This is a genomic window from Luteolibacter ambystomatis (assembly GCF_018137965.1).
Lineage (GTDB): Bacteria > Verrucomicrobiota > Verrucomicrobiia > Verrucomicrobiales > Akkermansiaceae > Luteolibacter > Luteolibacter ambystomatis.
Map to the genome: position 1 here is coordinate 2,739,916 of NZ_CP073100.1, position 14,497 is coordinate 2,754,412.

Here is a 14,497-nt window from a genome sequence, read left to right on the forward strand (position 1 = left end):
ATTGTCATGCTCCTGGAACCTCCCTCCGCAAAACGCCATCTGCGCACCGATGAAATCACCGCCGACCTCGTCGTGATCGGCGGCGGGCTGGCCGGCACGTGTTGTGCCATCGCCGCCGCCCGCGAAGGGCTGAAGACCGTGCTCATCCAGGACCGCCCGATGCTCGGTGGCAATGCCTCCAGCGAGGTGCGGCTGTGGATTCTCGGCGCGACCTCCCACCTGGGGAACAACAACCGCTGGTCGCGCGAGGGCGGCGTGACCAATGAAATCCTGGAGGAAAACCTCTACCGCAACCGCCAGGGCAATCCCTACATCCTCGACACCATCCTGCTGGAGAAGTGCCTGCTGGAGCCGAACCTCACGCTGCTGCTCGATACCGCCGTCGATGAGGTGGAGATGAATGGCGAGGAGATCGCCGCGGTCCGCGCCTTCTGCCCGCAGAACTCCACCGTGTATCACGTGAAGGCCCCGCTGTTCTGCGATGCCTCCGGCGATGGCGTGGTGGCGTTCCTCGCCGGAGCCGCCTTCCGCATGGGCGCGGAATCGAAGGAGGAATTCGGCGAAGGCTTCGCCCCGGATGCCGCTTACGGCCAACTCCTCGGCCACTCGATGTATTTCTACACCAAGGACACCGGCGCGCCGGTGAGATACACCGCCCCGGCGTGGGCGCTGAAGGACATCACCGGCATCCCGCGCTACCGCCAGTTCAACACGAACATGCAGGGCTGCAACTTCTGGTGGCTGGAATACGGCGGCCGTCTCGATACCGTCCACCAGTCGCAGGAGATCAAGATGGAGCTGTGGAAGGTGATCTACGGCGTGTGGGATCACATCAAGAACTCCGGGAATTTCCCCGAGGCGGAAACACTGACGCTGGAGTGGGTCGGCCAGATCCCGGGCAAGCGCGAGAGCCGCCGCTTCGAGGGCGACTACATCCTCACCCAGCGCGATGTGGTGGAGCGCACCGTGTTTCCGGACGCGGTCGCGCACGGCGGCTGGGCGATGGACCTGCATCCGGGCGATGGTGTCTATTCCGCGCTGCCTGGCTGCACCCAGTGGCACGCGAAGGGCGTGTATGGCATCCCCTACCGCTGCTACTATAGCCGTAATATCAAAAACCTCTTCCTCGCGGGCCGCATCATCAGCGCCAGCCATGTGGCCTTCGGCTCCACCCGCGTGATGGCTACCTGCGGTGCGGGCGGACAGGCGGTGGGCATCGCCGCGGCGCTGTGCCGCGAATCGGGTTGCCAGCCTGCGGACCTGAATGCACCGGAAGCGATGAAGCGCCTGCAAACGCGGCTCGATCGTGCGGGCCAGCATTTGCCCGGCGTCACCGTGGAGGATGAATCCGATCTCGCCCGCAGCGCACGTGTCTCCGCGAGCAGCACCTACCGCCTCGCCACGCTGGAAACCAACAAGGCCTGGGTACGCCTCGACAGCGCGTGGGCGATGCTGGTGCCACTCACCGCCGGTTCCGCGCCGGAGTTTTCCTTCGAGGTTTCCGCGGAACACGCCGGAGCCCTGCGCGTGGAGCTCTGGAAAGCGGAGCGTGCCGGAGAGTTCACGCCGGAGGTGCTGGTGGATGCGCTGGAAATTCCGTTTTCCGAAGGGCAGTCCGATGTGGCGGTGCGCTTCCAGTGCGTGCTGCCGGTGGCTGGCTATCACTTCGTGAAAGTGTGCGAGGATCCGGCGGTGCGCCTGCGCGTGAGCGACCAGCGCGTGACCGGCGTGGTCGCGGTTTCGAATGCCTTCAACAAGGCGGTGGCCACTTCCGCAGTGCAGGAACCTCCCGCAGGCATCGGCATCGATCGCTTCGAATTCTGGCTGCCGAAGCGCCGCCCCGAAGGACGCAATCTCGCGATGACGGTGACGCCCGCCGTGGAGGTCTTCGCTCCGGAAAATGTGATCCATGGTCCCGCGCGTCCAACAAGCCTGCCGAATGCGTGGGTCGCCGATCCGCAGGACGCCGCACCGGAGTTGTGGCTCGACTGGGATGCGGCGGTATCCGTGGGTCGGGTGGTGATCGAGTTCGATCCGGACTGGGATCATCCGATGGAGTCGGTGCTGATGACGCATCCGGAGGAGGTGGTGCCATTCATGGTACGGTCGTTCGAGTTGGTCGATGACGCGGGCGAGGTGGTGCATCGCCAGGAGGAACATCACTCGGCGCGCTTCGAATGGTCACCGCCGGAGAAGGTCGCAACGAAGCGGCTCGGCCTGCGTGTGACCGCCACCGCCGGAGCTCCCGCCGCGGTGTTCCGATTCCGCTGTTATGAGTGATGAAATCCAATCGTGGCTGTGGCGTCCCGCCGCAAGCCGTGGTTGTGGCGTCCCGCCGCGACACCCTCCATCCAGAGCTTCGGCGGGACGCCGACGCCACGGCCTGCTGCGAGACGCAGCAGCCACATTATAAAATATAATTTCAAATTAGCGCAACATTCCCCACCTCATTCCGTAAACCCATCATGCACACGCACGCCCGATTTCTTCCGGCCTTTGTCACTTGTGGTCTCGCTCTGAGCGCGATGGCGCACGGCGCGGGCAATCTCGCCACCGGAGCCGCAGTGAAGGCCAGCAGCGAGAAAACCGAAGGCCCCGCGAAGAATGCGGTGGATGGCGTGGAGAGCGATGAGTCCCGCTGGATCGCGAATGCGAACAACGACAAGAACCCCTGGCTGGAGATCACGCTGGCGCAGCCGGCGGACATCGCCGCCGTGGATGTCTATTCCGGCTGGCGGAGCGAGGCCCAGCTCGCCGACTTCGATATTTCCGTGTGGGAAAACGGCCAATGGTCGCTGACCGATGCTGGCCGCGTGCGCGGCAACAAGGAGGACGTCCGCCGCGTGCTGGTCAGCGCCCGCAATGTCACCAAGCTGCGCCTTTCCCTGCCCTCCGGCGGTCCGGGCCGCATCCGTGAGATCGCCGTCTATGGAGCCGCGGACGAAGCCGCCGGCACCGGCGTGAAGGCCGTGGTCCGTCCCGGCGGACCGGTGGCTCGGAACGTCCACCAGATCGCGCTCAACCAGGTCGGCTTCCAAACCGCGTGGCCGAAGCGTTTCACCGCGCCGCTGAGCCCGGACGGCACGCCATTCATCGTACGTGCGGCCTCGGGTGGATCGCCGTTGTTCCAAGGCGTCATCAAGGGCAACATCGGCGACTTCTCCGACTTCAAGCCCGCCGACAGCGATGCCGAATACGTGGTGGAGGTGAAGGGCGGCACGCTCCGCGATGGCACCAGCGATCCCTTCTGGATCCGCACGGACCTGATGAAGGAGCGCTTCTGGCAGCCCGCGGTGGATTTCCTGATCGACTCCCGCAGCGTGGTCGGCACGCACCCCAGCGCCTACGGCGGCTGCCCGTGGCGGGACGGCACGTATTATGATGCGATCCTTCCCGCGCTGGTCATGTTCCAGATGGCGGACCCGGCGCGGATCGCGGCGATGCCCCGGCAGATCGATTGGGAGGCGGACAAGAAGCGCGTGCTTGATCCTTCGTTCAAATACTTCGCCGGTGATCCGGGCGGCAAGGGCGCGCTGGACATCGCGCGCCGCTACTACCAGGAATTCGAGCCACCGAAAGCCGATGCACCGGATGTGGTGAAGCTGATCCACTGGGGTGCGGGCTTCTATCTGCTCAATCCAGCCACCACCGATCCCTCCGGCGATCCGGATGGTCGCAAAATCCACAGCCAGACCGTCGAACAGGTCGCCTACGTGATCTGGGCCTGGCCGGTGCTGAAGCAGTGGCTGCCGCAATCCTTCTACGACCGCTGCAAGACGCTCTGCTTCGAGAATTGGAAGCCCTCGCTGGAAAACGATCCGCTGACCGATCCCGCCACCTACAAACCCATCTCCGTGCTCAACCAGGGTTCCGGGATGGGCGGCGACCTCAATCCCTTCAAAGGCCGCCACGCTCCGGGCCACTCGATCGTGCCGAACCTGCTCATGCATGAGGTGGCGAAACGCGAGAAGCGCGCCGACGCGGGCAAATATCTCGACGCCGCCGTGGTTCAAGCCGCATGGATCGTGAAAACGCTGGATTGGAACGACCCACGCACCACCAAGGGCCAGCGCATGAGCGAGCACCGCACCATTCCGAACCTGGTATGGCTGCTGAAGAACTACCCCGACCGCGCGCCTGCCGGACTGAAGGAAAAGATCCAGCAATGGGCCGAAGTCGCCGTCCACCGTGGAGACAACCTCTGGGATTTCCGACGTTACGATGAAGATAGTAATTGGACGATCCCGCGGATGAACGACGTGGGGAGCATCGTGAGCTTCCCCGCGTGCGCGGTGGCGGCCTCGTGGGCAGTGGACGATCCGGCCCTCAAGCGCCGCCTGCTGGAGCTGGCGGTCGCGCAGGCCGATGCGGCCTTCGGGCGGAATCCTCGTCTCGCCGCCTCCCCCAGCCTGCCGGAGCTCGGCTTCACCGGCATCGAGCGCGGCTGGCCGGTCCAGCACACGCTGAACATCTGCGCGCGCCTGGAGCTGTGCCGTGGCTCCATCTCCGGCAGCCCGGGGACCGAGATGTATCCCTTCAAGCCGGAGGGCCGCTACCGCCACCCGGAAGGCTGGGTCAACTACGGCGCCTCCTGGTGCATCAGCCTCGCGTATCTGAATGCCTCGAACGCTGGGAATCTGCCGGGGTTGTGAGACGATGCGATTTCCAAGCCCCGGAGGGGCGGCGAAAGGTAGCCGGTGGCGCAAGCCACCGGAACCGTCCGGATGATGATTGAAGTCCCGGAGGGACGACGCAAACGGAGGTCTGTGAGCGTTTTATTTGGAGTGAGTCGCCGGATTGAATCATCCGATGCGGTTGGTCCTGGGTGAGAGCGCAGGCAGCGTCGTCCCTCCGGGACTTCGAAATCACTCCGATCGACGACCGGTGGCTTGCGCCACCGGCTACCATTCGTCGCCCCTCCGGGGCTCAGAACCAGTCGTCAGCTCCTGCTTGATCCGAACTCATGGCTTCGGCTTCGCCTCGTCCTCCAGCAACAGCTTCATCATCTCTTCCGCAGCCCCTTCGCACACCGTGCGGATCAGCTTGCGGTCCGTGGAATATCCGAGCTCATAGGTGATCGCGGGCGTGCCGAAGGTCTCATACGCCCAGCCCTTCGACGTGGGCACGCCCACGTTGTGCGCGTCCTCGCGCTTGAACTTGTAATCCGGAAAACGTCCGTGAATCGCACCCAGCCAACGGCGGGTGAAGTCCGGCGGAAAGGTCGGATCTTTGTCCTGCTGGGTGTAGAACACATCCTCGCCGGTGGAATGGAAATCGATGAAGAGATACGGCTTCACACCCGGAGACTTGCCGATCCTTACCAGTGCCTCGCTCACCGCGCGCGTCTCAGGCTGTGAGAACGCCTTCCAATCGCGGTTCGTATCCACGCCGCCCATGTTGGACCGCCAGTGGCCGTGCTCCACACCATCCGGATTCACCAGCGGAATGACCAGCGTCTTGAACTTCGCCCGGTAGCGGCGCGCTAGATCGGTGTCCGCGGTGATGGTATCGACGAACTGCATCAGCGCCATGCTGCCGGTCACCTCCGGCGGATGCTGGCGGCCGATCACGAAGACGAGGTTCTTCGCATCACCCTCTCCGAAGGTGAGGCTGCGGAGCGTCCGGCCTTCGATGGACTTGCCCACCGGCTCCTCCTTCGCAAACGGCAGCCTGGCTTTCCGGTCCATCCACTGTTCCAGATCCGCGATGCCCAGCAATTCCTGCGCCGCCACCCACAACGGTCGAGGGCCGGCCTGGATCGTCGCCCACGCTTCACGGGTGTCTCTCTTCGAGACAAAGCCTTCCTTTGGCAGTTCGGTCCACGTCTTCCCATCCGTGCTCAGGCGAGGCCGCAGCACCGAACCCTCCGCGGTGAGGACGAAATGAAGCTTGAGAGTCCTCGCGGTGGCCGAGGTGACTTTGAAGGCATACCACGGGCTGGGGTTGATCGGCTCGTTCTCCGGAGAAAGGGTCAGCTTGAACTCATCCGTGCCGGCTTGCTCGCAACCATTGAGACGGCCTTGCGAAAAGTCATCGTTGAAGCTCACGCCCGCGTCCTCGAACTCCCAGATGCGGCGGATGTGCTTTTCCGCTGGTGGCAGATCCTTGGCAAAAGAGGACGGCAGGAGAAATACGGCGGCCATTCCCACCAGCCATCGGCTGGATGGGCGGGACATGGAGGCGGAGGAAGCCATGCGTTTCAAGGCGATGGATGACGGATTCAGCGTGCCGTGGGAACGCCGCGGCACGGGATTTTCTTTCCTCCCACCGGACGCGAATGAATTCCCCGTTTTCCACCCCGGTCCGATATTGCCACACGAACGCATGGCTATGAAAACCGCATGGCAGCCGCTTCCCCTTCACATTGTAAAACAAGGTCCTACGTCCACGCGGTCCGCCCGACGACAACCTTTCTCAAACTTTCTGGTCAGTTTCCGCCATTTCGCGGAACCTGCCATTAGATGAACCCCGATCCGGTCGAGCCGCACGCCGTGCCGCAGGACGAGGCGGAGATGGCTCACGCGATCGCCGCCCTCCGTGTCCCGCTGCGTGCCTACGTGCTCTCGATCCTGCCGCACAAGGCCGCATGCGATGACGTGGTGCAGGAGACCATGATCTTCCTCTGGGAGCGCCGCGGCGAATATCGGGAGGACACCAACCTGCGCGCGTGGGCGTTCAAGGTGGCGTGGTTCAAGGCCATGGGCCATCGCCGCGACCGCACGCGCGAGGAACGCGTGGTCACTTATTCGGAGGACAGCCTGCACCGCATCAGCGGCGCGATGGAAGAGATCCTGGAGGACATCGAGCCGCGCATGGAGGCCTTGCGCAAATGCCTGTCCCAGTTGGACGCGGATGAGCTCCAACTACTGCGTCTGAAGTATGTGGACCGCGGCTCGCTCACCGCCCATGCGCAGGACCGCGCCGAGCACCCGAACCGCGTCCAGAAGACGATCTCGCGGCTACGGCTGAGACTGCGCCACTGCATCCAATCCAAACTTTCCCTGTCATGAAGCCGACCTCCCCGGAGCTCCGCAAGCTCATCGACCAACTGCTCGATGGACGCGAGATGAGCAAAGTCGACACCAGCCGTCTCGAAGACCTCATGCACGATGAGGATGCCCTGCGTTACTACGCGGAAACGGTCACGCACGAGTCGATGATGGCGGACGCGCTGAATGACATCACCGGCGTGGAGAGGAAGCCTCACAACATCCTGAGTTTCCCGGCGAAGCTGGCACTCGGTGCTGCAGCGGCCGCAGCGTGCTTCACACTCGGATTCATCAGCCGCCCGCCACAGAGGGTGGAGGTGAAAGTGCCGGTTGCCGCCGTGCCCACGCCGAAGCCACCTCGCCCCGTGGACGCCCTGCCTGCCCGCATCACCGGCCTCATGGGCGTGGAGTGGGCAAACGGCCAAGAGCCGGATCTGCTTGGCACGCAGGGTCAGGCGCGCCGTCTTTCCATCCGCACCGGTCTGGTGGAGCTCACGTATGCCTCCGGCGTGCGCGTCACGCTGGAGGGGCCGGTCGACTACTCGATCATCGATGGCACCGCGGGCAGCCTCGCCGTGGGCAAGCTGGTCGCGTATGTGCCGAAGGGCGCGGAGGGCTTCCATGTGGACTATGCAAAGGGCCGGGTGGTCGATCTCGGCACCGAGTTCGCCATGGACGTGCATGAGGACGGCAGGACCGAGCTGGGTGTCTTCGATGGAAAGGTGCAGCTCCACGTTCCCGGGCAGGACGTTCGCCTGCTGCAGGTGAACCAGGCGCTGATGCATGATGACCAAGCGGAGGACGTGGTCAGCTCGATCCCGCTGGACCGTGACAAGTTCGTGCGTCGCATGCCCGCGCGTGATTTCCGCTGGGAGGTGAAGAGCGGCGGAGCGAAGCAGGTGGAGTTTGACGTCACCCATCTGATCTGGAAGTCCGGCACGTATCGCCCGGTCTTCAAGTGGATGCAGGGGCCCGCCGTAGTGGAGGTGAAGGATGTCGCCTTGCTTCGCGATGGCATGGTGATCAGCCGCACGGAGAACAGCGGCACCACCGGGAACTACGCCCAGAACGTGACCGGAAACCTCTTCACCCTGCTGGTTGGGAGCAACCAATACCAGCCCGGCCGATGGACGCTGAAGGCCACCCTCCGACCGATCAGGGGAGGTTCCCGTGCAACCGGCATCGTGCAGTTCGAGGAAGGCCTGATCACCACCGCCACCGAGGCGGACTTCATCGGCACGTGGCGTTACTTTTACAGCGGCCTTGAGCATCTGCGTCAATTCCTGCCGGACGGCACCATCCGCTTCTACAAGGGCGGCAGGCTGGCGACGGAGAATTTCGTCGGCGGCCGCTGGCACGTGCGGGACGGCATCCTCTATCAGGAAGCTCCCGAACTCGGCATCGTGGAAACCCACGCCCTGCGGAACAAGGACACGCTCATCTTCGTAAACCGGCCGTATGACAATGCGGTGCGGGTGAAGGACCCGTGAGGGCAATGTAGGGGGAAGCTCCGCTTCCCCTCTTCGGGATCGGACGTCCTTCGGCCTGACAAGCCACCGTCAACGGACCTGGCGGAGACATTTCGAAAGCAGAGCTTTCGACTACAATCCCCGCCAAATTTCTTCGTTTTTCTTGGTCAGGTTTTGAAACGCGGTGGCACTCCCCACCAAGGCGCATCGTATTGCCCGTTCCCAAAACCCCCGAACCATGAAGAAAAAGGCTCTTTTCACCGGTTGTCTGCTATCCGTGTCCTTGTGCGGGCCATTGCGCGCCGCGGATGTCGCTTGGGATCCTTCGCCAAGCGCGGTCGGAGCTGGCACCAATCAGGTCCTCACCAGCATCCCGCTTTCCAAAGCGGTGGATGGCAGGCTTTTCATCCGGATTTCGGTGCCATGAGCAAAGGACGGGGATACCCCGGCAAGGGGTGTCCCTGTCCCCGGTTCTCTTTCTTGGGTAATGCAAATGCAATGAACGATGGCGTGGAGGTCATGAGGGGATTCCCAAAGCGGCCTCCACGCCAGCAGGCTCCAACCGCACCAGGAGAGACACTCACCTTTTCCCGGGCCATCCCTTCAACAGGGCCATCAGCTCCCCGAGGGCTCCTTTCGCCCTCCCCGTGCGCCGCGCGAAGACGTGGGTGATCTTCGGCTGGCCTTTCAACGGCACCGCCACCACCGCGCTGCCCGCGAGCTTCTCCAGTGCGGCCGGAAGAATCGCGATCCCCGATCCCGCCGCCACCATCACCGCCACCGCCTGGGCGCGCGGTGACTCCAGGATCACCCGTGGGCGGAATCCCGCATCCGCGCACATTCGCCCCACCAATGCCGCGAAGGCCGGCGCGGCCTCATGCGCCACCGCCACAAACGGTTCCTTCGCCAGCTCCTTCAACGCGACCTGCCGCCGTCCGGCCAAAGGATGATCCGAGGCCACGAAGCAACACAGCGCTTCCCGATGCCACGGCGTGACTTCGATTCCCGCCGCATCCGCGGGTGCCTCGATGCCCACGAACCCACCATCGAGCCTGCCTTCGGCAATCGCCCGCAGTTGGTCGTGTGGCGGCGCATCGTGCAGCAGGATCTGCACCTGCGGATGGGTGCCGCGGAAACGCCGCAGGATCTCCACCAGATCGTCATTCATCACCGCGCTGACGAAGCCGAGGCGCAGACGCGCGGTTTCCCCCGCCACGGTCCGCTTCACCGCCTCTCCCGCGCGCGTGAGGCGGTTCGGAATCGTCCGCGTTTCCTCATAGAACAAATGCCCCGCCGGGGTGAGCGAGACCCCGCGCGGTTCGCGTTCGAAGAGCACCGCACCCAGCTTCTCCTCCAGCACCCGGACATGTCGGGACAGCGGCGGCTGGGCGAGATTGAGCCTTCGGGCAGCCCGGGTGAACGACAGCTCCTCCGCCACCGCCAGAAAGCACTCCAGTTCGCGCAGGGAATAATTCATACCGGATTGGTATCACAGGACAACCAATCGAGTCATTCCAATATGGATGATTCCACGGCCAATATCCAAGCATGGCTCTCAGCGACATCGTCAAGAAAGGCGCGATCCGCGCGCCGCACCGCAGCCTTCTCCGCGCGACCGGCGCGATCCGGTCGGAGGATGATTGGGACAAGCCCTTCATCGCCATCGCGAACTCCTTCGTCCAGATCATCCCCGGCCACGCCCATCTGGATGTGGTCGGCCGCAAGGTCCGCGAAGCCGTGCGCGCGGCGGGCGGCGTGCCTTTCGAGTTCAACTGCATCGGCGTGGACGACGGCATCGCGATGGGCCACGGCGGCATGCGCTACTCCCTCGCCTCGCGCGAGATCATCGCCGACAGCATCGAGACGATGCTGCGCGCCCACTGTTTCGATGGAGCGGTGTGCATCCCGAACTGCGACAAGATCGTACCCGGCATGATGATGGGAGCGGCGCGGGTGAACATCCCCACCGTCTTCGTGTCCGGTGGCCCGATGCGTTCGGGAAAGAATCCGACCACTGGAGAATCGCTCGATCTCGCGTCCGTGTTCGAGGCCGTGGGCAAACTCTCCGCGCAGGCGATCACAGAGGATCAGCTCGGTGAAATCGAACGCAACGCCTGCCCCACCTGCGGTTCCTGCTCGGGCATGTTCACCGCGAACTCGATGAACTGTCTGTGCGAGGCGCTGGGACTGGCGCTGCCTGGCAATGGCTCGATCCTCGCCACCGATCCCGCGCGCGACGCGCTCTTCGAACGTGCCGGACGCGCCATCGTGCGGCTGGTGCGCGATGACGTGAAGCCCTCCGACATCCTCACCCGCGGTGCGTTCGCCAACGCCCTCGCACTGGACATGGCAATGGGCGGCTCCTCGAACACCGTGCTGCACACCATCGCCGTGGCCCATGAAGCGGGCATCCCGCTGACGATGCGCGATTTCAACGACATGGCCGCGCGCGTGCCGCATCTCTGCAAGGTCGCGCCCTCCGGGAAGCACTACATGGAGGACATCGACCGAGCCGGTGGCATCTCCGCGATCTTGCAGCGGCTCGCGGAAATCCCCGGCCTGCTCCATCTGGATGCCTTCACCGTGAGCGGTCTCACTCTTGGCGAAACCATCTCCGTGGCGGAGGTGAAGGACGCCGAGGTGATCCGTCCGCTCGATCGCGCCTATTCCCAGCAAGGTGGGCTCGCCGTGCTTCACGGCAATCTCGCGCCGGACGGCTGCGTGGTGAAGACCGCAGGCGTGAGCCCCACCATGATGACCTTCACCGGTCCCGCCGTGATCTTCGAGTCCGAGCAGGAAGCCACCAGCGGCATTCTCACGGGACAGGTGAAACCCGGCGACATGGTGGTGATCCGCTACGAGGGACCGAAGGGCGGCCCCGGCATGCCGGAAATGCTCGCGCCCACCTCGGCCATCGCCGGTCGCGGTCTGGGCGAGTCCGTGATGTTGATCACGGACGGACGTTTCTCCGGAGCCACGCGTGGCGGCGCCATCGGCCATGTTTCCCCGGAAGCCGCCGCAGGAGGCACCATCGCCCTGATCGAGCCCGGAGACCGGATCGAGGTCGATATTCCGAAGCGCACGATTCATCTCCATGTTTCCGAGGATATCCTCGCCGAACGCCGGGCGAGGTGGACGCCGCCCGAGCCGAAGATCCGCAGCGGCTACCTCGCCCGCTACGCGAAGCTGGTCACCAGCGCGGACACCGGGGCGGTGCTGGCGGTGTAGTGGCTGTGGCGTCCCGCCGCAGGCCGTGGTCGTGGCGTCCCGCCGCGACGTCTTCCCTCCCAAGCATCGGCGTCCCGCCGATGCCACAGCCTGCCGCGGAACGCGTCAGCCACAGTTGGCGAAAATTCCCGGTCAGGTTCGGCGGTTTCGCGGCACAGCGCATGACGCGTCTTTTTGCCCGCTTTTCCCATGAACCGCCGCCAGTTCCAGAAACTCCTCGCCGCCTCCGCCGCAGCCGCCTTTTCCCCCACTGCCTTCGCCGCTGCCACGGGCACGCCCTTCCCCGCCGCGGACGCCCTGATCAAGCGCCTGCTCGGAGAGGCCGCCGCGAAGATCCGCTGCGAAAAAACCGAAAGCGATACGGACGCCTACACCATCGACCGCGATGGAGACACGCTGGTGCTGCGCGGCAACTCGCCCATCGCCATCGGCGCGGCGCTCAACGACTGGCTGCGCCGCGATGCCAGGCGCCAGCTCTCCTGGACCGGCGAAAACCTGACGCTGCCCGCCACCCTGCCGCTACCGACCGAACCTCGCTCCGCGAAAGCCGCACTGAAGCACCGGGTGGCGTATAATTTCTGCACCTTCGGCTACACCATGGCGTGGTGGGATTGGGCCGAGTGGGAGCGTGAGATCGATTTCCTCGCGCTGATGGGGGTGAACATGCCGCTGGCGATGGTCGGCACCGAGTGCGTGTGGCGCGCGGTGTTCACGAAGATCGGCATGAGCGATGCCGCGATCCGATCCTTCCTGTGCGGACCGTGTTTCCTGCCGTGGCAGTTCATGGCGAACATCGAGAGCTGGGGCGGGCCGATGCCGGTCTCGTGGCTGGAAAGCCACCAGCTTCTCGGGCGAAAGATTCAGGACCGCATGCGCGAGCTCGGCATGACTCCGATCGCCCCGGGCTTCACCGGCTACGTGCCGCTCGCGCTGCGCGAGTTGAAGCCGGATGCGAAGATCCTGCAGAAGAAGCCGTGGTTCGGTTTCCCCCAGGGCACCGCCCAGCTCGATCCCACCGATCCGCTGTATCCGAAGCTCGCCTCGATGTTCGTGGAGGAACAGCAGCGTCTCTTCGGCGAGGCGCATTGGTATGCCTGCGATGTCTTCCACGAGAGCAAGCCGCCATCGAACGATCCGGCATACCTCGGATCGGTCGGCAAGATGCTCATCGACGCGCTGATGAAGGCCGACCCGCAGGCGAAGATCGCCATGCAGACCTGGACTCTCTACGAGCCGGTGGTGAAGGCCATTCCGGAGGACCGCCTGCTGCTCCTCGATCTCGATGGCCGCCGCAAGGACTACTGGGGCCGCGCCTTCGTCTCCGGCGTGATCCACAACTTCGGCGGGCGTGTTTACCTCGGTGGCAATCTCAAGAAATCGCTGGAGCTGGATCGCCATGCGGTGAATCCGGATCTGAAGAACGTGCAGGGCCTCGGCGTCTTCTGCGAGGGCAGCCACGCGAACTCACCGATTTACATGGCCGCACTGGAAAGCACCTTCCGCAAGCCCGGTGCCGCGGACAATGGCAAGGCGTGGTTGCGCGACTGGGCGGCCTCGCGTTTCGGCGTCGCGGAGGGTCCGGCGATTGAAGCATGGGTCTCCACGTGGGATCACGTCTATGCTCCGGGCAGCGGCGCTTCCTACAACTCCGGCGAATCGCCTCTGTGTGCGCGTCCGACCCTGAACGGCAAGGCCAGCTCGCCCTCCGCCGGCTCCTTCTCACGCAGCTATCCCTTGGAAAAACTCTGGGATGCGTGGCAGTTGCTCGCGAGCGACGCCCAGCGTCTCGGCAAGCTGGATACCTATCGCTACGACCTCGTCGATTGGGGACGCCAGGCTTTGGCCGATCTCTCGGTGGTGCTGCGCAAGGACATCCTCACCGCCTACGAGGCCGGTGACCGCACCGCCTTCGACAAGGCCTGCCGCGCCTATCTCGAACTGGGCCGTGATCTCGACCGGCTGCTTGGCACCCGCCGCGAATTCCGCCTCGGCAACTGGCTTGCCAGCGCACGCCGCTGGGGCAAGGACGCCGCGGAAAAGAAACTCCACGAACGCGCCGCCCGCCTGCTGGTCACCTTGTGGGGGCCGAACCGCCAGGCGCAGGTGAACTTCGACTACTCGAACCGCCAGTGGCACGGCCTGCTCGGTGCCTATTATCTGAAGCGCTGGGAGAAGTATCTCGTCTTCCTCCAGTCGGAGATCGCGAAGCCGAAGGACCAGCGCCTCGATGACAAGACGCTGCTCAAGGTCTACGGTCGTCCGGGTCCGGAGAATCATCCGTTCTTCAAGGATCTCGCCGAATGGGAATGGCAGTGGGCCGATCAATGCCAGGGCACCTTCACCGCGGAGCCGGAAGGCGATCCGCTGGCCATCACCCGCGAACTGATCGCGAAGTACGAGAGATCCGTACCACGCACGCCCGCGAAGAGTCCGATACGCCCCGATGTTCCCGAAGACGCCTTCGCCCTCGGCGAATGGGGTGCGGGCAAGCTGACAGCGGATTGGAAAAAGATCCGCTGGTCGGTGGAAGGGAAGTTCTCCGACTCCGGCAAATTCGGCGTCACCTTCCAAGGCACGGGCAAGGACAAGGTCCGTGTACGCAACGTCACGCTCTATCAGAATGGCAAGGCGGTTTCGTCCGATCCGCATGAAGGCAGCACCGGCGCGGAGAATTCCGGCAACGTGTGGGCGATCCAGTTCCCGAATGTCACGCAGGCGCAAGGGCTGGAGATCGAAGCGGAACTCGCCAGCAACGCTCCGGCAACATCCACCGGTGAGATCCACGCACACCGGTTGGCGACGAAGTGAATC

The 14,497-nt window shown here is 64.3% G+C and carries 9 protein-coding genes; 7 read left to right on the plus strand and 2 right to left on the minus strand.

Annotation, left to right across the window (positions count from 1 at the left end):
• Window positions 1-6 precede the first annotated feature (6 nt).
• Window positions 7-2,280, plus strand: coding sequence for an FAD-dependent oxidoreductase (locus KBB96_RS10565; RefSeq protein WP_211629375.1), 2,274 nt, complete (start codon window positions 7-9; stop codon window positions 2,278-2,280).
• Window positions 2,281-2,465: 185 nt separating this feature from the next.
• On the plus strand, window positions 2,466-4,652 hold the full coding sequence (locus KBB96_RS10570) for a discoidin domain-containing protein (protein ID WP_211629376.1): 2,187 nt from the start codon (window positions 2,466-2,468) through the stop codon (window positions 4,650-4,652).
• Window positions 4,653-4,961: 309 nt separating this feature from the next.
• Here the strand turns inward: KBB96_RS10570 and KBB96_RS10575 are convergent, their stop codons facing one another.
• Entirely contained in the window at window positions 4,962-6,176 is a 1,215-nt protein-coding gene (locus KBB96_RS10575; RefSeq protein WP_211629377.1) for a M14 family metallopeptidase, read from the minus strand.
• Window positions 6,177-6,461: 285 nt separating this feature from the next.
• On the opposite strand from KBB96_RS10575, the gene KBB96_RS10580 reads away from it, so the two are divergent.
• The 3 genes from KBB96_RS10580 (at window position 6,462) to KBB96_RS10590 (ending at window position 8,885) form a co-directional block, all read left to right on the plus strand.
• Entirely contained in the window at window positions 6,462-7,010 is a 549-nt protein-coding gene (locus KBB96_RS10580; protein ID WP_211629378.1) for a sigma-70 family RNA polymerase sigma factor, read from the plus strand.
• The gene (locus KBB96_RS10585) at window positions 7,007-8,479 is read left to right on the plus strand and encodes a FecR family protein (RefSeq protein ID WP_211629379.1); all 1,473 of its coding nucleotides are present in this window, start codon (window positions 7,007-7,009) and stop codon (window positions 8,477-8,479) included. Before KBB96_RS10580 ends, KBB96_RS10585 begins: the two co-directional genes overlap by 4 nt.
• 217 nt (window positions 8,480-8,696) lie before the next feature.
• Window positions 8,697-8,885: a hypothetical protein gene (locus tag KBB96_RS10590; RefSeq protein WP_211629380.1), complete on the plus strand. Its 189-nt coding sequence runs from the start codon at window positions 8,697-8,699 to the stop codon at window positions 8,883-8,885.
• 153 nt (window positions 8,886-9,038) lie between these two features.
• Here the strand turns inward: KBB96_RS10590 and KBB96_RS10595 are convergent, their stop codons facing one another.
• Window positions 9,039-9,935: a LysR family transcriptional regulator gene (locus tag KBB96_RS10595; RefSeq protein WP_211629381.1), complete on the minus strand. Its 897-nt coding sequence runs from the start codon at window positions 9,933-9,935 to the stop codon at window positions 9,039-9,041.
• Between the two features lie 71 nt (window positions 9,936-10,006).
• On the opposite strand from KBB96_RS10595, the gene ilvD reads away from it, so the two are divergent.
• Both ilvD and KBB96_RS10605 read left to right on the plus strand, forming a co-directional pair.
• A complete protein-coding gene (gene ilvD / locus KBB96_RS10600; protein WP_211629382.1) occupies window positions 10,007-11,686 on the plus strand; it encodes a dihydroxy-acid dehydratase in 1,680 nt (559 codons plus the stop codon).
• A 189-nt stretch (window positions 11,687-11,875) separates the two neighbouring features.
• Window positions 11,876-14,494: an alpha-N-acetylglucosaminidase gene (locus KBB96_RS10605; RefSeq protein WP_211629383.1), complete on the plus strand. Its 2,619-nt coding sequence runs from the start codon at window positions 11,876-11,878 to the stop codon at window positions 14,492-14,494.
• Window positions 14,495-14,497: the final 3 nt, after the last annotated feature.

What these genes read in the sequence shown, in the direction of transcription:
- KBB96_RS10590 (WP_211629380.1), top strand. Translation starts at nt 8,697, where the DNA reads ATGAAGAAAAAGGCTCTTTTCACCGGTTGTCTGCTATCCGTGTCCTTG.
- ilvD (WP_211629382.1), top strand. Translation starts at nt 10,007, where the DNA reads ATGGCTCTCAGCGACATCGTCAAGAAAGGCGCGATCCGCGCGCCGCAC.
- KBB96_RS10585 (WP_211629379.1), top strand. Translation starts at nt 7,007, where the DNA reads ATGAAGCCGACCTCCCCGGAGCTCCGCAAGCTCATCGACCAACTGCTC.
- KBB96_RS10565 (WP_211629375.1), top strand. Translation starts at nt 7, where the DNA reads ATGCTCCTGGAACCTCCCTCCGCAAAACGCCATCTGCGCACCGATGAA.
- KBB96_RS10570 (WP_211629376.1), top strand. Translation starts at nt 2,466, where the DNA reads ATGCACACGCACGCCCGATTTCTTCCGGCCTTTGTCACTTGTGGTCTC.
- KBB96_RS10595 (WP_211629381.1), bottom strand. Translation starts at nt 9,935, where the DNA reads ATGAATTATTCCCTGCGCGAACTGGAGTGCTTTCTGGCGGTGGCGGAG.
- KBB96_RS10605 (WP_211629383.1), top strand. Translation starts at nt 11,876, where the DNA reads ATGAACCGCCGCCAGTTCCAGAAACTCCTCGCCGCCTCCGCCGCAGCC.
- KBB96_RS10580 (WP_211629378.1), top strand. Translation starts at nt 6,462, where the DNA reads ATGAACCCCGATCCGGTCGAGCCGCACGCCGTGCCGCAGGACGAGGCG.
- KBB96_RS10575 (WP_211629377.1), bottom strand. Translation starts at nt 6,176, where the DNA reads ATGTCCCGCCCATCCAGCCGATGGCTGGTGGGAATGGCCGCCGTATTT.